Annotated in this window: 16 protein-coding genes; 5 read left to right on the forward strand and 11 right to left on the reverse strand. The window is 66.4% G+C overall.

What is annotated here, in order from left to right:
* Positions 1 to 134: 134 nt before the first annotated feature.
* Positions 135 to 1,925, reverse strand: coding sequence for an acyl-CoA dehydrogenase (locus DIE22_RS36460; RefSeq protein WP_124607407.1), 1,791 nt, complete (start codon positions 1,923 to 1,925; stop codon positions 135 to 137).
* Between the two features lie 542 nt (positions 1,926 to 2,467).
* Positions 2,468 to 3,223, reverse strand: a complete 756-nt coding sequence (locus DIE22_RS36465) for a GntR family transcriptional regulator (protein WP_124499044.1) — start codon at positions 3,221 to 3,223, stop codon at positions 2,468 to 2,470.
* A 564-nt stretch (positions 3,224 to 3,787) separates the two neighbouring features.
* On the opposite strand from DIE22_RS36465, the gene DIE22_RS36470 reads away from it, so the two are divergent.
* The 5 genes from DIE22_RS36470 (at position 3,788) to yddG (ending at position 9,982) form a co-directional block, all read left to right on the forward strand.
* Positions 3,788 to 4,990: an FAD-binding oxidoreductase gene (locus DIE22_RS36470; RefSeq protein WP_260426857.1), complete on the forward strand. Its 1,203-nt coding sequence runs from the start codon at positions 3,788 to 3,790 to the stop codon at positions 4,988 to 4,990.
* 118 nt (positions 4,991 to 5,108) lie between these two features.
* Positions 5,109 to 6,440 (forward strand): MFS transporter, encoded by a 1,332-nt coding sequence (locus tag DIE22_RS36475; protein ID WP_124607408.1) that lies wholly within the window; start codon positions 5,109 to 5,111, stop codon positions 6,438 to 6,440.
* 82 nt (positions 6,441 to 6,522) lie between these two features.
* Positions 6,523 to 7,434 (forward strand): dihydrodipicolinate synthase family protein, encoded by a 912-nt coding sequence (locus DIE22_RS36480; protein WP_124607409.1) that lies wholly within the window; start codon positions 6,523 to 6,525, stop codon positions 7,432 to 7,434.
* Positions 7,434 to 8,936, forward strand: a complete 1,503-nt coding sequence (locus DIE22_RS36485; RefSeq protein ID WP_124499048.1) for an aldehyde dehydrogenase — start codon at positions 7,434 to 7,436, stop codon at positions 8,934 to 8,936. Before DIE22_RS36480 ends, DIE22_RS36485 begins: the two co-directional genes overlap by 1 nt.
* Positions 8,937 to 9,061: 125 nt before the next feature.
* On the forward strand, positions 9,062 to 9,982 hold the full coding sequence (yddG, locus tag DIE22_RS36490) for an aromatic amino acid DMT transporter YddG (RefSeq protein ID WP_124607410.1): 921 nt from the start codon (positions 9,062 to 9,064) through the stop codon (positions 9,980 to 9,982).
* A 52-nt stretch (positions 9,983 to 10,034) separates the two neighbouring features.
* Here the strand turns inward: yddG and DIE22_RS36495 are convergent, their stop codons facing one another.
* The 9 genes from DIE22_RS36495 to DIE22_RS36535 all read right to left on the reverse strand — a co-directional run bounded on the left by DIE22_RS36495 (position 10,035) and on the right by DIE22_RS36535 (position 20,442).
* The gene (locus DIE22_RS36495) at positions 10,035 to 11,291 is read right to left on the reverse strand and encodes an SRPBCC family protein (protein WP_124499050.1); all 1,257 of its coding nucleotides are present in this window, start codon (positions 11,289 to 11,291) and stop codon (positions 10,035 to 10,037) included.
* Positions 11,292 to 11,620: 329 nt separating this feature from the next.
* Entirely contained in the window at positions 11,621 to 12,538 is a 918-nt protein-coding gene (locus tag DIE22_RS36500) for a LysR substrate-binding domain-containing protein (protein WP_124607411.1), read from the reverse strand.
* A gap of 144 nt (positions 12,539 to 12,682) precedes the next feature.
* Positions 12,683 to 13,684, reverse strand: coding sequence for a glycine betaine ABC transporter substrate-binding protein (locus DIE22_RS36505; protein ID WP_124499052.1), 1,002 nt, complete (start codon positions 13,682 to 13,684; stop codon positions 12,683 to 12,685).
* A 178-nt stretch (positions 13,685 to 13,862) separates the two neighbouring features.
* A complete protein-coding gene (locus DIE22_RS36510; RefSeq protein WP_124607412.1) occupies positions 13,863 to 14,978 on the reverse strand; it encodes a glycine betaine/L-proline ABC transporter ATP-binding protein in 1,116 nt (371 codons plus the stop codon).
* Complete coding sequence (locus tag DIE22_RS36515) at positions 14,971 to 15,858, reverse strand: ABC transporter permease (protein WP_124607413.1); 888 nt, start codon at positions 15,856 to 15,858, stop codon at positions 14,971 to 14,973. Before DIE22_RS36515 ends, DIE22_RS36510 begins: the two co-directional genes overlap by 8 nt.
* 55 nt (positions 15,859 to 15,913) lie before the next feature.
* Positions 15,914 to 17,239: an NAD(P)/FAD-dependent oxidoreductase gene (locus DIE22_RS36520; RefSeq protein ID WP_124607414.1), complete on the reverse strand. Its 1,326-nt coding sequence runs from the start codon at positions 17,237 to 17,239 to the stop codon at positions 15,914 to 15,916.
* 18 nt (positions 17,240 to 17,257) lie between these two features.
* Entirely contained in the window at positions 17,258 to 18,151 is an 894-nt protein-coding gene (locus DIE22_RS36525) for a dihydrodipicolinate synthase family protein (RefSeq protein WP_124499056.1), read from the reverse strand.
* A 4-nt stretch (positions 18,152 to 18,155) separates the two neighbouring features.
* Positions 18,156 to 19,655: an aldehyde dehydrogenase family protein gene (locus DIE22_RS36530; RefSeq protein ID WP_124607415.1), complete on the reverse strand. Its 1,500-nt coding sequence runs from the start codon at positions 19,653 to 19,655 to the stop codon at positions 18,156 to 18,158.
* A 61-nt stretch (positions 19,656 to 19,716) separates the two neighbouring features.
* Positions 19,717 to 20,442 (reverse strand): GntR family transcriptional regulator, encoded by a 726-nt coding sequence (locus DIE22_RS36535; RefSeq protein ID WP_124499151.1) that lies wholly within the window; start codon positions 20,440 to 20,442, stop codon positions 19,717 to 19,719.
* Between the last annotated feature and the right edge of the window lie 29 nt (positions 20,443 to 20,471).

A 20,471-nucleotide genomic window follows, 5' to 3' on the forward strand; every position in this document is an offset into this window, starting at 1 on the left:
TCGCCGCCGACAGCCCGGCGGGGCCGCCACCGACGATCACGACGTCGTATTCCATCGATTCGCGCGGGCCGTATTGCGCGAGCAAGTCCTGTGTGGTCAAAATCCTGTCTCCTCCTGCGCCCCGACCGTCACGGTCAGAACTGGTCTTCCGTCAACGCGAGCACGCTCTCGTTGCCCTTCGCGCCGACGATCGACGCTTCGAGCGCGCCGGCCTGCACGAGGACGTGTTCCGCATAGCATTGTGCGATCGCGATCTTCGCATCGAAGAACGCCGTGTCGTTCGCGCGGTTCGCGTGCGCCGCCAGCAGCGCGCGCGCCATCTGCCATCCGCACAGCACCACACCCGCCAGCTTCAGGTACGGCACGCTGCCCGCGAACACCGCGTTCGGGTCCTGCTTCACGTTCGCGACCACGTAGTCCACCACCGTCGACAGTGCGCGCGCGCCCTTCTCCAGCTGCGCCTTCATCGACGCGGCCGCAGCGCCGTCGACCTTGCCGAGCGCCGCGACGGTGTCGCCGATCTCCGCGATCAGCGCCTTCGCCACCGCGCCGCCGTCGCGCATCGTCTTGCGGCCGACCAGGTCGTTCGCCTGGATCGCGGTCGTGCCTTCGTAGATCGCCAGGATCCGCGCATCGCGGTAGTACTGCGCGGCGCCGGTTTCCTCGATGAAGCCCATCCCGCCGTGCACCTGCACGCCCAGGCTCGCCACATCGTTCACCATCTCGGTGCTCCAGCCCTTCACGACCGGCACCAGATATTCGTAGATTGCCTGATGACGCGCCCGCGTCGCCTCGTCCGAATGGCGGTGGGCAATATCGCTGTGCGCGGCGGCCACATACGCGAGCGCGCGAGCGCCTTCGGTCAGCGCGCGCATCGTGCCGAGCATCCGGCGCACGTCCGGGTGATGGATGATCGTCACCGACTGCCTGGCCGAGCCGTCGACCGGGCGGCTCTGCACGCGCTCCTTCGCGAATTCCGCCGCCTTCTGGTACGCACGGTCGGCCACGCCGATCCCCTGCATCCCGACGCCGAAGCGCGCGGCGTTCATCATGATGAACATGTATTCGAGGCCGCGATTCTCCTCGCCGATCAGGTAGCCGGTCGCGCCGCCGTGGTCGCCGTATTGCAGCACCGCCGTCGGGCTCGCCTTGATCCCGAGCTTATGCTCGATCGACACGCAGTGCACGTCGTTGCGCGCGCCGAGCGAGCCGTCCTCGTTGACCAGGAACTTCGGCACGATGAACAGCGAAATGCCCTTCACGCCTTCCGGCGCGTTCGGCGTGCGCGCGAGCACCAGGTGGACGATGTTGTCCGCCATGTCGTGCTCGCCCCACGTGATGAAGATCTTGGTGCCGAACACCTTGTACGTGCCGTCGCCCTGCGGCTCCGCGCGCGAGCGCACCAGCGCCAGGTCGGAGCCGGCCTGCGGCTCGGTCAGGTTCATCGTGCCCGTCCATTCGCCGGAGATCAGCTTCGGCACGTAGCGCTGCTTCTGTTCGTCGGTGCCGGCCGTCAGCAGCGCCTCGATCGCGCCGTCGGTGAGCAGCGGACACAACGCGAACGACAGGTTCGATGCGTTCAGCATCTCGATGCACGGCGTCGCGATCAGCTTCGGCAGCCCCTGGCCATCGTATTCGGCCGGATGCTGCAGGCCCTGCCAGCCGCCTTCGACGAACTGGCGGAACGCCGCGCCGAAGCCGGGCGTCGCCGTCACGACACCGTCCTTCCAGCTGCTCGGGTTGCGGTCGCCCTCGACATTCAGCGGCGCCAGCACCTCGCCGCAGAATTTCGCGGATTCGTCGAGCACGGCCTGCGCCGTGTCGTAGCCGGCGTCCTCGAAACCCGGCAACTGCGCAACGGTGTCGATGCCCGCGAGTTCCTTCAGCACGAACAGCATGTCCTTGACAGGGGCGTTATAGCTCATGGTCGATGTTCCAATCAGGCGGTGAATGAAGCGCGCAGCCCGGGCGGCTGCGGCAAAACCGGCCAGCGCCAGGCGACGTCGTGAACCATCGTAATGCCGCACCGGCCGATTCCCATTGTCATATCCGGCCCACATGGTGACAAAACCGGCCACGCGATGCGCGAGGCGATGCGCGACGCGGGCGTCCGTGCGGGGGTTTCAGGCACCGGTTTCGGCACACACGAGACGCGCAATCGGCGTGCCGGCCGGATGGATGAAGGGATGGGGCGGTGGGGTCGAAGCGCCGGCGTGCCACGGTGCCGTGAACCGGCGGCAAGGCCGGCGACAGGGCGCCGACAACGGGAATCGCCGAAGGAAGCCGGCCATGGGAGCCGGCGAAGGGAGCAGGTTATGGGATGGTGCCCCGTACTCGATGCAGCCGACGGGACGGCAAGGCCCGGCGGCGGATCGCGGGGCGGATGGTGGACGACGACAGCGCGGGCCGACGGACCGCACCGGACTGCTTGCGGAATCCGCGACCATGGCGCGCCGGCCGCCCTCCGCTATCGCTTGTCCTGCGCCAGCACCGGATCGCCGAGGTTCACGGAGACGGCCATCCCCTGGGGCGCGGCGTACTCGGTCATCCGGCGGCGCGACAATTCGAAGTGATCGCGGACCAGTTGCCCCGCCGCGTCGGCGTCCTGCCGCTCGAGCGCATCGATGATCCGGTCGTGCTGGACGACGGCGCTTTCGAGCGTGTGCTGCATCGTGTCCGTCGCCGGATAGCGGTAGAACATCTTGCCGAGCCGCGCGTGGTCGATCAGCAGGCGGCGCAGGCTCGGCATCAGGTAATCGTTCTGCGCGATCCGGCCGATCTCGAGGTGGAATTCGTCGTTGTAGAACACGCGGTTCGCGACGTTGCCGCTTTCGATCGCAGCGCGGAAATGCGCCTGGATCGTCCGCAGCCGCGCGATGTCGTCGGGCGTCGCGTTCAGCGCCGCCAGCTGGGTGGTCGCGATATAGATCACCGGCGCCGCGATGAAGAAGCTGCGCAGCGACTGGAAATTCATCGACGTGACGCGCGGCGCCCGGTTCGGCTCAAGCTCGATGTAGCCTTCCGCGGCCATCTGCCGGATCAGCTCGCGAATCGGCGGCCGCGACATGCCGAACTCGTCGGCCAGCGCCGCTTCGTCGATCAGTGCGCCCGGCGCCAGTTCCATGTTCACGATCCGGCGCCGCAATGCGTCGCCCAAAGCCGACTTGCGATCCGCCGGTTGCGTTGCGTCCGCCGGTGCCGACTCCCCACCCGTTCCTTTCATAACGCCCTCGTCGATTTGAAGCGCGTACTATACGGCCCGCCTCGGGCCGTGGCTAGCGCCCGTCCCCTGCCCCACGGCATGTGCGCGCCGCTTCCTGTTGCTTCACGAAAGCCTCGCCACGACGGCATTCCCTGCCTCCCGCCGCCCCGTCCCCCGTCTTCGCCCGCTCCACTGCCGCTCGAACCGCTTCGTACGACACGGGTTAACCCGCAATTCCCGCGATCCGATTGTTAGACTATAGTTTGTCTACTAACTATAGTTTATTAGACGCACGACAAAATTCTTCCTGCGGATTACCCGCACAGCGCGGGACTGCAACTGCCAGCAACGACATAGGCGCGCTCGAAGGCGCGCGCCATTTCAATCAACGAGACACTGGATTCACGAATGCTCAGGGTTACTTCGCCGACGGTCGAGGAGATTGCGCAGCCGCAACGCGATGCGCGCAAGGTCAGGGTCGGTGCACTGCCTGCCGACGACGCAGCGTGCGGCTGGTACCACACCAGCCCGCCGCGCGTGCCGCGGCCGTGCCACACGGGCACCACGAAGGCGCGCTGGGGCGTGATCGGCGCCGGCTTCACCGGGCTCGCCGCGGCGCGCCAGCTCGCGCTGAACTTCCCCGACGACGAAGTCGTGCTGGTCGATGCGCAGGAAGTCGGCTTCGGCACGTCGGGGCGCAATGCGGGCTTCGCGATCGACCTGCCGCACGACATCGGCGCGGACGACTACATCGGCGACATCGATACGGCGAAGACGACCCTGCAACTGAACCTGCTCGGCCAGTCGATCCTGCGCGCGCTGGTCGACGAACACGGGATCGATTGCCATCTGCGCGCGTCGGGCAAGTACCAGGCGGCGGTCGAGCCGCGCGGCGTCGCGGTGCTCGACGCGTACCGGCGCGGTCTCGACAAGCTCGGCCAGCCGTACGAAGTGATCGAGGGCAAGGACCTGCCCGCGCATATCGGCACCGGCTTCTACCGCAAGGGGCTGTTCACGCCCGGCACGATGCTGCTGCAGCCGTCCGCGCTGGTGAAGGGGCTGGCCAACAGCCTGCCGCCGAACGTCACGCTGCACGAGCACACGCCGATCACCGACGTCGAATACGGCGACAGGATCGTGCTCTCGCATGCCGGCGGCCGCATCGTCGTCGACAAGCTGGTGCTCTCGAACAACGCATTCGGCATGCGCTTCGGCTTCCTCCAGCGCACGATGCTGCCGGTGTTCCTGTACGCGAGCCTCACGCGGCCGCTGACCGGCGCCGAGCAAGCGCGACTGGGCGGCCAGCCGTTCTGGGGCGTGATTCCGGCCGACCCGTTCGGCAGCACGGTGCGCCGCACCCACGACAACCGCATCCTGATCCGCAACAGCTTCAGCTTCAATCCGAACGGCCGCCCGAACGACCGCCATCGCGAACGCGCGCTCGCGCGCCACAGGCTCTCGTTCGAGCGCCGCTTCCCGATGCTTCCCGACGTCGAGTTCGATTACACGTGGAGCGGTTCTCTGGCGCTGTCGCAGAACCACAAGGGCTTCTTCGGCCAGCTCGCGCCGAACGTTTATGGCGCACTCTGCTGCAACGGCCTCGGCATCACGCGCGGCACCGTGACGGGCACGCTGCTCGCCGACTGGCTGGCCGGCAAGCGCGATGCGCTGACCGATTTCCTGCTGGCGACGTCGGGCCCGAACCGCACGCCGCCCGAGCCGTTCCTGTCCGCCGGCGTCAACGCGACGCTCTGGTGGGGCCAGCGCAAGGCGGGCCTGGAGAGCTGAACCGGCCGCATCGAACGACCACCCACCGAATCCACGATTCAGCGATCGGGCGCCGCACGGATACCGCGCGCCCCACGGAGATCGCCCCATTCATCAGGAAGGAAGGAGACAACACCCTATGGCAAAAACGACGGTATCCATCGAAGACGTACCCCTCAACGGATTTCACCAGTTGCTCACCGTGCGCTCGGGCGGCGGCTGGCTCATGGACGGCTACGTGCTCAGCATCATCGGCGTAGCCATGGTGCAGTTCTCGGCCGCGCTGCACCTGACCAGCTTCTGGGAAGGCATGATCGCCGCGTCGGCGCTGCTCGGCATCTTCGTCGGCGGCTTCCTCGGCGGCTGGCTGACCGACCTGATGGGCCGCCGCCGGCCCTACTTCTTCGGCCCCGTGATATTCATCGTCTGTTCGATCGCGCAGTTCTGGGTGCAATCGGCCGAGGCGCTGTTCGTGCTGCGCTTCATCACCGGGATCGGCGTCGGCATCGAGTATCCGGTGGCCGGCTCGCTGCTGACCGAATTCATGCCGCGCAAGTACCGCGGCCCGCGCCTCGCGATGCTGACGATCATCTGGTTCTTCGGCGCGGCGCTCGCGTACATCGTCGGCAACATCCTGCTCGCGCAGGGCGGCCCCGACGCGTGGCGCTGGGTGCTGGCGAGCCCGGCCGTGATCGGCGTCGCGCTGTTCCTGGTGCGCATCGGCACGCCGGAATCGCCGCGCTGGCTGCTCAACAAGGGCCGCAAGGCGGAAGCCGACGCGGTGATCCGCAAGGTATACGGGCCGTCGTTCTCGATCCGCAACCTGCCGGAAGAGCCGGTCGACCGGAAGATCTCGCTCGGCGCGCTGCTGCACTCGGGCTACGGCAAGCGCATGCTGTTCGTGGTGCTGTTCTGGACCTGCTCGGTGATTCCGGTGTTCGCGGTCTACTCGTTCGCGCCGCGCGTGCTGCAGGCGCTGCACCTCGAAGGCGACTGGGAAGCATACGGTTCCGTCGCCATCACGCTGCTGTTCGTGGTCGGCTGTGCACTCGCCACGCGCGTCATCAACACGCTCGGCCGCCGCGCGCTGGTGATCCACAGCTTCCTGTGGTCGGCGCTCGCGCTGCTGGCGCTCGGCGCGTGCTCGAACGGCTCGGCCATGCTGATCCTCGTGCTGTTCGGCGCGTATGCATTGCTGATCGGCGGCGCGCAGGTGCTGCAGCTCGTCTATCCGAACGAAATCTTCCCGACCGACATCCGCGCGTTCGCGGTCGGCATGGGCGCGTCGCTGTCGCGCATCGGCGCGGCGGTCGGCACGTGGCTCGTCCCGATCGCGCTGCAGAACATCGGCATCGGCAACACGATGTACGCGGCGGCGGCCGTGTCGTTCGTCGGCCTGCTGGCCTCGGTCGCGCTCGCGCCCGAAACGGCATCGCTGTCGCTGCAGGAAGCCGCCTCGCTCAGTCATTGACCCGTATTTCACGCACGCCGCGGCCGCCGCGGCGTCGGCATTTCCCACGCAACGCTTACTTTCATTCCAGCGGGAGCACACCATGAACTTCAACGGCATCTACACGCCGGCCATCACGCCCCTGACCGCCGAAGGCGGCATCGACAAGGCGGCGTTCGCCGAGGTCCTCGAATACCTGATCGGCGCCGGCGTGCACGGCATCATCATCGGCGGCTCGACCGGCGAGTACTACGCGCACACGATGCAGGAGCGCATCGAGCTCGGCGCGTACGCGAAGCAGGTGATCGGCACGCGCGTGCCGCTCGTGATCGGCACCGGCGCGATCCGCACCGAGGATTCGATCGAATACGCGAAGTCGGCAAAGGACATCAAGGCCGACGCGATCCTGGTCGGCTCACCGCCGTACGCGCTGCCGACCGAGCAGGAAAACGCCGCGCACGCGATCGCGGTGGACCGCGCCGCCGGCCTGCCGGTGATGCTCTACAACTACCCGGCGCGCATGGGCGTGTCGATGGGCCGCGAGTTCTTCCGCACCGTCACCGCCGCGTCGAAGAACTTCGTCGCGATCAAGGAAAGCTCGGGCAGCACCGCCCAGCTGCACATGCTCGCGCGCGAATTCCCGAACATCAGCGTGTCGTGCGGCTGGGACGACCAGGCGCTCGAATTCTTCGCGTGGGGCGCGAGCAGCTGGGTCTGCGCGGGCTCGAACTTCCTGCCGGCGGAACACGTCGCGCTGCACCAGGCGTGCGTGGTCGAGAACGACTTCCGCAAGGGCCGCCGCATCATGTCGGCAATGATGCCGCTGATGGATTTCCTCGAGGACGCAGGCAAGTTCGTGCAGTCGATCAAGTACGGCAGCGAACTCGCCGGCCTGCGCAGCGGCGGCGTGCGCGCGCCGCTGCAGCCGCTCGACGAAGCGAACAAGGCCACCCTCAAGCAGATCGTCGCCGACGTGAAGCGCGAGATCGCGGCAGTCGTCGGAGGCCAGGCCTGATGGCGGAACTGCTCAGCGCGTCGCAATACGCGGCCATCGCGGCCGAACTGAAGCTGCCGACGCAGGCCTTCGTCGACGGGGCGTTTCGCCCCGCCAACGCCGGCAAGACATTCGCGACGGTCAACCCGGCCACCGATCAGGTGCTCGCGCACGTCGCCGCGTGCGACGCCAGCGACGTGGACGACGCGGTCGCCCGCGCGAAGGCGGCCTTCGCCGACGGCCGCTGGCGGCAGCTGCCGCCGTCGCAGCGCAAGTCCATCCTGCTGAAGTTCGCCGATCTGCTCGAAGCGCATGCGCACGAACTGGCGACGATGGAAAGCCTCGACAGCGGCAAGCCGATCCGCGAATGCCAGAACATCGACGTGCCGGAGACGATCCACACGATCCGCTGGCATGCCGAGCTGATCGACAAGATCTACGACAACACCGCGCCGGTCGGCTCGAACGCGCTCGCGCTGGTGGTGCGCGAGCCGATCGGCGTGGTCGGCCTCGTGCTGCCGTGGAACTTCCCGCTGCTGATGCTGGCGTGGAAGATCGGTCCGTCGCTCGCGGCCGGCTGCTCGATCGTCGTGAAGCCGGCGGAGGAAACCACGCTGACCGCGCTGCGCGTGGCCGAACTCGCGCACGAAGCCGGCGTGCCGGCCGGCGTGTTCAACGTGCTGCCGGGCGGCGGCAAGGAAGTCGGCGAGCCGCTCGGTCGCCACCCGGACGTCGCGATGGTCAGCTTCACCGGCTCGACCGCGACCGGCCGGCGCTTCCTGCACTACGCGGCGGAATCGAACCTGAAGCGGATCGTGCTCGAATGCGGCGGCAAGAACCCGGCCGTCGTGATGCGCGACGTCGCGGACCTCGACGCGGTCGCGCAGCATGTCGTGAACGGCGCGTTCTGGAACATGGGCGAGAACTGCTCGGCGTCGTCGCGCCTGATCGTGCATGCCGACATCAAGCCGGCGCTGCTCGAGCGCATCGGCGTGCAGATGCGTGAATGGAAGATGGGCGACCCGCTCGATCCCGAGCACCGCGTCGGTTCGCTGGTCAGCAAGACGCACTTCGACAAGGTCCGCTCTTACCTCGACCAGGCCGGCGCGGACAAGCTCGACGTGGTGTTCGGCGGGTCGACCGAGCACGGCATCTTCGTCGAGCCGACCGTGGTGGACGGCGTGAGCCGCGACAACACGCTGTTCCAGGAGGAAGTGTTCGGGCCCGTGCTGGCCGTCACGACCTTCACGGACACCGACGAGGCGATCGCGCTCGCGAACGATTCGGTCTACGGCCTCGCGGCATCGGTCTACACCAGCAACCTGAACGACGCGATTTACCTGTCGCGTTCGATCCAGGCCGGCGTGGTGACGGTAAACTGTTTCGGCGAAGGCGACATCACGACCCCGTTCGGCGGCTACAAGGCTTCCGGCTTCGGCGGCCGCGACAAGTCGATCTGGGCGCACGACCAGTACACCGAGATCAAGACCATCTGGATCGACGTACCGACCCGCGCCGCATAATCTCGTCGACACGCAGCACCCGCAGGCCGGCCGCGATCGCCACGAGCGATCGCGGCCGGTTTGTCGCATCTGCCGGGCAATCGGCCCGGCGCAACGTATTCACCCGGCATTGGCAGGAAACAGGCATGAACAGCAGGAACAGGGCGACGCTGATCGGATTCGTCGCAATCGTTTTATGGAGTTCGGTGGTAGGGCTGATTCGCGGTGTCAGCGACAGCTTCGGCGCAACCGGCGGCGCCGCAATGATCTACACGGGAGCGGCGGCGTTGCTGCTCGTGACGACCGGGCTGCCGCGGCTCGGCGATTTCCCGCGCCGCTATCTGCTGTGGGGCAGCCTGCTGTTCGTCGCGTACGAATGGTGCCTGTCGCTGTCGATCGGCAACGCGCACACCGCGCGCCAGGCGATCGAGGTCGGCATGGTCAATTACCTGTGGCCGACCTTCACGATGGTGTTCGCGATCCTGTTCCTCGGCCAGCGCGCGAACCTGCTGATCGTGCCGGGCGTGACCCTCGCGATGGCCGGCGTCGGCTGGGTGCTCGGCGGCGAGCACGGCTTCGATACGGCCGGCATGGCGGCCAATGTCGTCGACAACCCGCTCAGCTACGGATTGGCCTTCGCCGGCTCGCTGATCTGGGCAGCCTATTGCACCGTGACGATCAAGATCGCGAAAGGCAAGAACGGCATCACGCTGTTCTTCATCCTCGTCGCGCTGTCGCTGTGGATCAAATACCTGCTCGACGGCGAGCACACGATCGTGTTCAGCTTCAACGCGCTCGCCTGCTTCGTGCTCGCGTCGGCGGCGATGGGCTTCGGCTATTCGGCATGGAACATCGGCATCATGCGCGGCAACGTCGCGATCCTGGCCGGCGTGTCGTACTTCATTCCGGTCATCTCGGCCGGCCTCGCCGCGCTGCTGCTGGATGCGTCGCTGTCGCCCGGCTTCTGGACCGGCGCGTTCTGCGTGTGCGGCGGCTCGGTGCTGTGCTGGCTCGCGACGCGCAAGCGGGCGCCGCGCGCCGCGGCGCCGGCGAAGCAGTGCACGTAACGGCAGTCGTGCGCATGCGCCCGCCGGGCGCGTTCGCGCGATGCGCCGCACGTCAGATGCCGTGCGCGTCGAGGCGCCCCGCATACCAGCCGACGAACTGGTCGACGTAGTTTTCGGTGGACGGCGAGTACGGGCCCGGGATGTAACCCGGGTCCTGCGCGCCGCGATGGTTGATCGCCACCAGGCTCGCATCCTGCGCATTCGTCGCGGCCCAGACCTCGGTCAGCTTCGTCAGGTCGTAATCCACGCCCTCCACCGCATCCGCATGCACGAGCCACTTCGTGCGGACCCGCGTCTTTTCCGGCGTGAGCGGGATGATGTAGCTGATCATCGCGTGGTCGCTCATCACGTGCGTCCACGAGTTGTGCGTCCACATGTGCGTGTCGCCGAGGTCGCGGCGCGTGAGCTTGCCCAGCAGCTTCTGCGAGGCCACCCTGGTATCCATCGTCTGCGATTCGCCGTGGCCCGCGATCAGCAGCCGCTCGGTGCGGAAATGCGTCGCGACGTCGCCGGACAGCGCCTCGACCGCCTTGCACAGCCACCCTTCGCTTTCCCAGTTGCGCTGCGTGTCGGCATTGAGCTTCTCGTAGGCTTGCTGGGCCTTCAGCGACGCCTCGTCCATGTCGTCCGCGCTGGAACCGGTCGACTCGGGCAGGAACGACTGCGTCAGCTCAGGATGCCCGGCCTCGCAGTGGTAGCACTCGCGGTTGTTCTCCATCACGAGCTTCCAGTTGCCGTCCTCGACGATCTCCGACTCGAACGCGATCTTCGTGTTCTGCAGCTCGTACGGCGCGAAGCGCGGCCCCATCGTCTCCTCGAGGTGCGCGATGTCGGCCGGCGGTTCGTCGGCAAAGCACACGAGCACGTGCGTGCCGACCACCTTCACATGCACGGGCAGGAGATTGCGGCAGGTACGGTCGAAATCCTTCCCCATGTGCTTGGTGTGACGCAGGCTGCCGTCGAGGTCGTAGGTCCACTGGTGATACGGGCACACGAGCATGCCGACCGTCGACTTCCCCTCTTCCTTCAGGCGCGCGCCACGATGGCGGCACACGTTGCGATACGCGCGGATCGCTTCGTCGTCGTCGCGCACGATCATGACCGACGCCTTGCCGATGTCGACGACCGACACGTCACCCGGCTCCGGGACGTCCGCGGTCACGCCGACCACGATCCAGTGCTTGTGGAAAAAGATGTCGACGTCCGTCTCGAATACATCGGGCCGGCTGAACACTTCCCCCGGCAACCCGCAGCCCGGCTCGCGGCTGCGCACGAGTTCGCCAAGGGGCTTCAATTGAACGTCTGACATCGTCTTCTCCAACGTTGATGGGGAAGCGGGACTTCGATCGATCCCGCGTTAGCCGCAGTATTGGATTGCCGGAAAAACGCGTCAATGCGCTTTATTTTCCCCGAATCATTACATTGGATTATGGGTCGACGGGCGCGGCGAGCCGCGGCCTTCCGGGGCAATTGCGGTGTGGTCGTGCGCGCAAAAAAATCCCGCGTGCTCGAGCAAATTCGCTCGAAGGTCGCGGGACAAGGCAGTTCGCCCTGGCGGCGAAACTGCGTTCAGTGATGAGGATCGTCAATTGATCGAAACGCGCGGGGATGCATGCGGATTCCTTCCGCCCGCCCACGTCACGCGACACCGGCGTCGTCCTTCAACAGGTCGATCAGCTTCTGAATCGACGGCGTGACCGAGCGTCCGTGCGGCACGACCAGGTAATACGCGTCACTCAACGGCAGCGACACGTCCATCAGACGCACCAGGTCGCCCGACGCCAGATGCTCGTGGAGCAACCGGCTCCACCCGAGCGCGACACCCTGCCCGAGCAACGCGGCCTGAACCGCGTCCGGATACAGGCAGGTGCGCACGCCGTACTTGAGCTTGGCCGGACGCGCGCCGACGGCCCGGAACCACTTGTCCCAGCTCAGCCAGCCTTCGGACGTCGAGTCTTCCTCGATGAAGGTCATGTTCGCGAGCTCGTCCAGCGAACCCGGCGTCCCGTACCGGTCTCGCCACGCGGGCGAACAGACCGGAAACACCTGCTCATCGAACAGCAGATGCGCGGTGCCGTCGCTCCACTTGCCGTTGCCCCAGCGCACCACGGCGTCCACCTCGGTGTGGCGCAGATCGGCGGTAAACATCGTCGTCGTGAGACGGATGCGCAGGTTCGAGTGCAGGTCCTTGAGCCGCGCGAGACTCGGCATCAGCCGGAAATGCGAGAACGCCGCCGTCGTCGCCAGCACGAGCTCTTCGTCTTCCATGCCGGTCGACAGCCGGTCGAACACGCCGGCAATCTTGCCCATCGCCTCGGCCACGACCGCATGAAGCGCCGCGCCTTCGGCGGTCAGCGTCGTCGCACGGTGCAGGCGGTCCAGCAGGCGCACGCCGAGCAGTTCCTCCAGCTGACGGATCTGCCGGCTGACCGCGGCCTGCGTGACGCCAAGCTCGGAAGCGGCCTGCGTGAAGCTGCGCAGCCGGGCGACGGCCTCGAACTCCACCAGCGCCGTCAACGAAGGGATCAGTCGCCGATAACCTTTTGCACCGTCCATGCCCGCTTCACCGTGAACCTGTTGTAGGGGGTTGAGTTGCCTGTTCCGTACACGCCACCGACGGGCGGGCGGCAATCCGTGCCGCGCGCCCGCCGGTGGCCGAACCGCCGAGACGGGATGACGATCCCGCGCCTGGGTTCTCCGTTACAGCGACGCCTTGATCTTCTCCGCCGCGGCCGGCGTCACCCACTTCGTCCACACGTCCTGCTTTTCCTTCAGGAAGCGCTTCGCGCCGTCGTCGCCGGTGGCTTGGTTGGCCGTCATCCAGAGCATGACCTGTTGCAGGTCCGCGGTCTTGAAGCTGCGCGTGTTCAGATACTTCATCACGTCCGGACTGGCCTTGTCCGCGAACGACTTGGCGACCAGCGTATACAGCTGCCCGACCGGCCAGCCCGTCGGCTTCGGATCGGGGCAGTTCGCCACCGTCGTGCAGCGCTTCCATTCCGCCTGATCGACCGGCACGCCGGCATCGAGCTTCACCATCTGGTACTTGCCGAGCAGCGACGTCGGCGCCCAGTAGACGCCGAGCCAGGGCTTCTTGCGTTCGTAGGCCTTCGCAATCGACCCGTCCAGCCCCGCCGCGGACCCCGTATCGATCAGCCGGAATCCGGCCTGCTCCGCCTTGTACGCCTTGAACAGCTGCGTCGTGTTGGTCGTGATCCCCCAGCCTTGCGGGCCGTTGTGGATCGCCCCCTTGCCGGGATTCTCCGGGTCGGCGAACAGCTCCGGGTGCTTCAGCGCATCCGGAATCGTCTTGATCTCGGGATGCGCATCCGCGATGTACTTCGGGATATACCAGCCGTAGACCGCGCCCTCCTGAATGGTCTTCGCGCCCATCACGATCTTCTTTTCGTCGATCCCGCGCTGCACGATCGCCGGGAGCAACGCAATGGCCCCTTCCGACACGATGTCCGGCTTGCCCTTGTCGACCATCGACGTGATCGTCGGCACGGTATCGCCGATCACGGTGTTCACCTGGCAGCCGTAGCCTTCGCCGAGGATCGCCTTGTCGACGGCCGCTTCCAGCTCCGCACTTTGCCAGTTCATGTTGGCGATCGTCACGTTTCCGCAACCGGCAGCGTAGGCGTGCGAGCCGCCGCAGAAAGCCCCAGCTGCCACGAGTGCCCCAAGAAATTTCAGTTTCATTGCCGTTTCCTCAAAGTTGCCGGACCTTCCCCGGTATGCGTTGGTCTGTACGCCCTTCAATTTCCGGACCGACCCGGAAACTGTCGAGCGCATTACTGCGGGCACATGCGATCGTTCGAATCGCCGGCCTGATAGCGAGATGCGGATCAATGGTCTCGCGCGGACGTCACGGGTGCGCTCACCCGCGCGCCGCCGCGACGGCGGCCTCCACGCGTGCACGCGCGTCCGGCTGCACGTGCGGCAGGCCGGTTGCGTCTTCCGGCGTCGCCAGCGCGCAGGCCAGCTGACGCAGGTCGACCGTGCCGAGCGGATGGTTGCCTTCGCCGACGACCGTCAGGCGATCGACATCCGGATCGCGCGTGAACATCGACAGCGCGCTCTCGAGCGTCGTGCCGGCCGCGACCCGCATCCCGGCCGTCGCCGCGCTCGCGCGCAGCGGCGCCATCACGTCCTCGACGCAGACCACGCGCCCGCGATTCACCTGCCTGACGAAGTTGGTCACGTACTCGTCGGCCGGGCGCAGCACGATGTCCTGCTTCGTGCCCTGCTGGACGATGTTGCCGTCGCGCAGGATCGCGATCTGGTCGCCGAGCCGCAGCGCCTCGTCGAGGTCGTGCGTGATGAAGACGATCGTCTTGCGGATTTCCTTCTGCAGATCCAGCAGCACGGTCTGCATGTCCATCCGGATCAGCGGGTCGAGCGCCGAGTACGCTTCGTCCATCAGCAGCACGGGCGCGTCCATCGACAGCGCGCGAGCGAGGCCCACGCGCTGCTGCATGCCGCCGGACAGCTGATTCGGATAGCGTTGCTCGAAGCCCTTCAGGCCCACGCGTTCGAGCCAACGCATCGCCGTGTCGACCGACGTGTCGCGCGCCACGCCGCACACTTCGAGGCCGTAGATCACGTTCTCGAGCACGTTGCGATGCGGCAGCAGCGCGAACTTCTGGAACACCATCGCCGTCTGGCGCCGGCGGAATTCGCGCAGTTCCTTCAGTTTCATCCGGCACACGTCGACGCCGCCGATCAGCACCTCGCCGGCCGTCGGGTCGATCAGCCGGTTGATGTGGCGGATCAGCGTCGACTTGCCCGAGCCGGACAGGCCCATGATCACCTGGATGGAACCGGCGGGAATGTCGAGGTTGATGTTCCTCAGCCCCAGCACGTGGCCGGTCTGCGCAAGCAGTTCGGCCTTGGACAAGCCGTTCTTGACGGCATCGACATGGGACGCGGCTTTCGGCCCGAAGACCTTGTAGAGATTGCGGATCTCGATGCCGCCGGATTTGATGTCAGCCATGGACCACCTCCTGGTGCTTTTGAAGCCGCTTGCCGTAGGCCTGGCTGACGCGATCGAAGATGACGGCGATGCCGACGATCGCGAGGCCGTTGAAGATGCCGAGCGTGAAGTACTGGTTGGCGATGGCCTTCAGTACCGGCTGGCCGAGCCCCTGGACGCCGATCATCGCGGCGACCACCACCATCGCGAGGGCCATCATGATGGTCTGGTTGACGCCGGCCATGATGGTCGGCAGCGCAAGCGGCAGCTGCACCTTCACGAGCCGCTGCCAGCCCGACGAACCGAACGCATCGGCGGCTTCGATGATGTCCACGTCGACCAGCCGGATCCCGAGATTGGTCAGGCGGATCATCGGCGGAATCGCGTAGATCACGACCGCGATGAGACCGGGCACGCGCCCGATGCCGAGCAGCATCACGACGGGAATCAGGTAGACGAAGCTCGGCATGGTCTGCATCACGTCGAGCACCGGATCGACCAGCTTGCGGATCCGGTTCGACTTCGCCATCAGGATGCCGACCGGCAAGCCGATGAGGATCGACAGGAACGTGCAGACGAAAATCATGGACACGGTTCGCATCGTGTCCTCCCACATGTCGAGATAGCCGATCGCGGCAAGCGTGACGAAGCAGCCCGCGACGATCTTCCAGTTCCGGCTCGCGACCCATGCGACTGCGAGCACCAACAGCATGATGATCGGCCACGGGGTGCGCGTCATGAAGTGCTCGGCCGCCGTCAGGAATTGCTGTAGCGGCTGGAATGTCGCGTCGATCGGGTCGCCGTACGCGGCGGTAAAAGCGCGAAAGCCGTCGTCGATCGAGCGCTTCATGTTCAGAAGCGCGTCGTCCTGCATGTGCGGAAACGTGTGTATCCAGTCCATTTTTTCCTCCATCATTCCGATGCCTGCCGATCCGCCGGCGTGTCGGGGTTGTCCTTCATTCGATGCCGGCCGACCATTCCTTGACGCTCAGGTTGGCCGCCGCGCCGATCGTCAGGAACGGTTGCGGCGGCAACCGCTTCGGCGCCGCGAACCCGCGGAACACCTGCACGAGCCACGAGTCCATGCCCAGCGCCGCCTCGGCGGCCGCGATGCCCGACGCCGTCGCCTTGGTCGCGCCGACGCCGTTGCATGCGATCGCCGCGAAGAGGCCCGGCTCGATTTCGCCGAACGCCGGCACGCCGTTCCACGTCAGCGCCATCGCGCCTGCCCAGCGGTACGCCATCGGCACGCCCCCGAGCATCGGGAAACGTGCGTCGAACTTGCGGTCGTGGACGCGGCCCGCGCGTGCGATCGCGCCTTCGGTCACCTGCAGCCGCGGGTTGTACGTGTAGCGCGAGCGGATCAGGATCCGGTCGCCGTCGTCGCCGCGCACGCGACGCACCGTGGTCCCCATCGGGAACGCGGGCGTCGCGGCCCATGCGCGCTCGCCGCCGAGCCGCGACGGATCGAATGCCTTCGTCATCGATGCATACGTGTAGACATGCATCAGCACGCCTTTGAAGAGACCGAAACTCTGTGCATGCCCGTTGTTCGCCAGGATGATCTTGCCGGCGTTGACGGTGCCGTTCGGGGTCTTGATGCACCACGATGCGCGCTGCCGCTCGAGCGACAGCGCGGGCGTATTCTCGAAAAGCCTGACCGAACCGCGGAATGAATCGGCGAGCCCCCGGATGTAGGCCGCCGGCTGGATCATGACGGTGCCGGGCGTAAAGATCGCCGACGTGAACGACGGCGTGCCGGTGACCGTCTCGATCTCTTTCGCATCGAGCAGACGATATGGTTCGTTCACCTTATCGAGCTGGACCGCATAAGAGGCGACATGCTTGTCGCCTTGCGGCCCCATCGCGACGTTGTACTTCCCGCACGGGTCGAAGATGTCCTTGCCCCAGCCCTTCTCGAGCGCCAGGTCGCGGGCCAGCGCGATCGCCATCCGGTGCACCTGGATGTCGTGTCGCCGCTCGTCGCTGCCCGAGCCGCCATAGTCTTCCGACGACACTTCGTGCGGCAAGTCGATGATGAAGCCCGAATTGCGGCCCGTCGCACCTTCGGCGATTTCGCCGGCCTCCAGCACGACGACCGTCAGGCGCGGATCGAGTTGCGACAGGCGCCGCGCCGCGGACAGGCCGGCGAACCCGCCGCCGATGATCGCGATGTCGGCGTTCACCGTGCCGGTGAGCGGCGCGCGCGGTGCCCGCGGGGGCAGCATCTCGACCCAGCCTGACTTGCCGAGATGCTGCGGGAGTTTGCTCGCTACGAACATGATGGTTCACCCGCTCCGTTACACGGCCCGCCGTTCGCGCTCGACCAGCGCGCCGACGGCGGTCTGCAGTGCGTCGCGCTTCGCGGCGGACAGCCGCGACAGCGGGCGACGCGGGTTGCCCGCGCCATAGCCGGTCATTTCGGCCGCGGCGTAGACGGACTGCACGTAGTCGCCTTCCCAGATCAGCGACATCGCGGGCTCCAGCAGTCGCCAGCATTCCCGCGCGTCGTCCCAGCGATGTTCCCTCGCGGCCGCGACGAGTTCGAGGCAGGTCTTCGGCGCGAAGTTGGCGCCGCCCCAGATCAGGCCGCTGACGCCGGCATACATCGCATACGGCACGAGCGGATCGGCGCCGTTCATCATCGGCAGGCCGGTGCGGACCAGCGCGGCCTGCTTCGCCAGGTCGCCGCTGCTGTCCTTGACCGCGAGGAATTCGGGAATCTCGCACAGCCGGCGCAGCAGCGACGGCGTGATCTCGACCCCGACCGCCTGCGGCACGTTGTAACCGATGATCGGCAGCCCGCCGCGCGCGACGGCGGCGTAGAACGCGAATACGCCGTCGTCGTCGGTCGGGCCTTCGAAGAACGGCGGCAGCACCATCACGCCGCCCGCCCCGCAATCGGCCGCATGACGCGTGCGCTCGACGACATCGTCGACGAGCAGCGCGGACGTCTGCGCGATGACGCGTGCCCGCCCGTTGATGACCTTCGCGCCGAATGCGACCAGCGCCTTCGATTCCTCCTGCGACAGATACACGTGCATGCCGGTGCCGGAACTCAGCACGAAGCCTTCGATGCCCACAGCGAGATAGCGCTCGATCAGTTGCTCCAGGCGCGCATGATCCGGTTTCCCGTTCTCATCGAAAGGAGTACTGATTGCCAGGTTGATGCCAGGGAAAGCAAAATCTTTCATGTCGTCATGCCTCGTCCGCTTCGTTAATGTTCAGGTCGACCCAGAGGGTCTTGAGCTGCGTGTACTGGTCATGGGCGTGCAGCGAGTTGTCGCGTCCGCCGAAGCCCGACTGCTTGAAGCCGCCGAACGGGGTCGTGATGTCGCCTTCGCCGAATGCATTCACCGTCACCGTGCCTGCGCGAATCGCACGTGCCGCACGCATCGCGCGCTTTCCATTTCCGGCGAATACCGAGGCGGCAAGGCCATAGTCCGTGTCGTTCGCGATGTCGATCGCCTCCTGCATGCCGTCCACCGTGATGACGGACAGGATCGGGCCGAAGATTTCCTCGCGCGCGTGCTTCGCGTCGTTGTTCGCGACGTCGATGATGGTCGGGTGGACATAACGGCCTTCGCTCGTCTGCCCGCCGTAAAGCACGGTGTGGTCGCCGCCCAGATAGGACTGCACTTTCTCGTAATGCTGCGGCGACACCAGCGGCCCGATCCGGTTGGCCGGGTCGAGCGGATCGCCCACATGCCATTCGTCGGCCAGCTTCGTGATCTTGTCCAGCAGGGGCACCTTGATGTCGCGATGAACGATCAGCCGCGAAATCGCCGAGCAGTTTTCGCCCATGTTCCAGAATGCGCCGTTGACGATGTGGCCCGCGACGGCATCGAGATCGGTCGCATCGGCCATCACGACGCACGGATTCTTCCCGCCCATCTCGAGCACGACCTCCTTGAGGTTGCTCTCGGCCGAGTACGACAGGAAGCGCCGGCCGGTGTCGGTGGACCCGGTGAAGGACACCATGTCGATGTCGCGATGCCGGCCGATCGGTTCGCCGACCGCCGGGCCCGTACCGGTCACGACGTTGAATACGCCGGGCGGAATGCCGGCCTCGAGCGCGAGTTCGGCGACCCGCATCGTCGTGAGCGAGGTTTCCTCGGCGGGCTTCACGACCAGCGTGCAGCCGGCCGCGAGCGACGGACCGATTTTCCACGCGAGCATCAGCAGCGGGAAATTCCAGGGCAGCACCAGGCCGGCGACGCCGACGGGTTCGCGCACGATCATCGAGATATGGCCGTCGGAGGCCGGCGACACCTGGTCGTAGATCTTGTCGATCGCTTCCGCATGCCAGCGCAGCACGTTGATCGTTTCCGGAATGTCGACCGTCTGACAGTCGTAGATCGTCTTGCCGCTGTCGAGGCTCTCCATCACCGACAGCTCGAGCGCATGCTGCTCGACGAGATCGGCCAGCCGGAGAATCGCCTGCTTGCGTGCGGCCGGATGCAGCTTCGACCAGCGGCCGTCGTCGAACGCGGCGCGGGCGGCGGCGACCGCGGCATCGACGTCTTCCTTCGCGCACGCCGGCACGTCGGCGAGATGCTCGCCCGTTGCCGGGTTGATCGTCGCGAACGTTTCGCCGGACGCCGACGCGCGCGCTTCGCCGTCGATCACGACGCGGCGCGGCAGGTTCAATTCACGAGCGATCCGTTGATACTCGCTCCTGGACAGCAACTCAGTCATATCAGTCTCTCATCGACACGGGGTTTCATGAGGAACCGAACCAGCCGCTCGGTTCGTGGTGCTAAAAATCAATCGATACGTCGACACCTTCGGGCGCCACGTACGACGCCATGTTTCTGCGCGCCAGGTAGACGTGCGCGCTGACGATCTCTCCGGCGGCCTGCGCGTCGCGGCGCTCGATGGCGTCGATGATCGCGTCGTGCTGCTGGACCGCTTCGACGAGTTCGGCTTCCATCTTCTCGTCGCGCGGTTGATAAAACGTCTTCGCGAGCCGCGCATGATCGATCAGCAGGCGGCACAGGCTCGGCAGCAGGTACGGGTTGTGGGCCATCTTGCCGATCGCGAGGTGAAACTCGTCGTTCTGCAGCACCCGCTCGTCCACCCCGCCGCCTTCCACCGCCGCGCGAAACCGCTCCTGGATACGCTTCAACCCGTCGATTTCCACCTGGGTCGCATGCATCGCGGCCAGCTTGGTCGTCGCCACGTAAATCAGCGGCGCCGCCAGGAAATAGTTGCGCAGCGAGTCGTAGTTCATCGACGCGACCCGCGCCGCGCGATTCGCCTCGAGCTCGATATAGCCTTCCGCCGCCATCTGCCGCATCAGCTCGCGTACCGGCGGACGGGACAGCCCGAACTCCTCGCCGAGCGCCACCTCGTCCAGCGTCGCCCCGGGCTGGAGCTCCATGCTGAGGATCCGGTGTCGAAGCGTCTGCGCCAGAACCGCCTTGCGATCCAGCGACGGCGACTGCGCATCGTCACGTTCCGTGTCCACGAGATTCGCCTTCATGTGCTCTCCTGTTGCATGCATCGTCTGTA

It is taken from the genome of Burkholderia sp. Bp9142 (genome assembly GCF_003853415.1).
Taxonomy (GTDB): Bacteria; Pseudomonadota; Gammaproteobacteria; order Burkholderiales; family Burkholderiaceae; genus Burkholderia.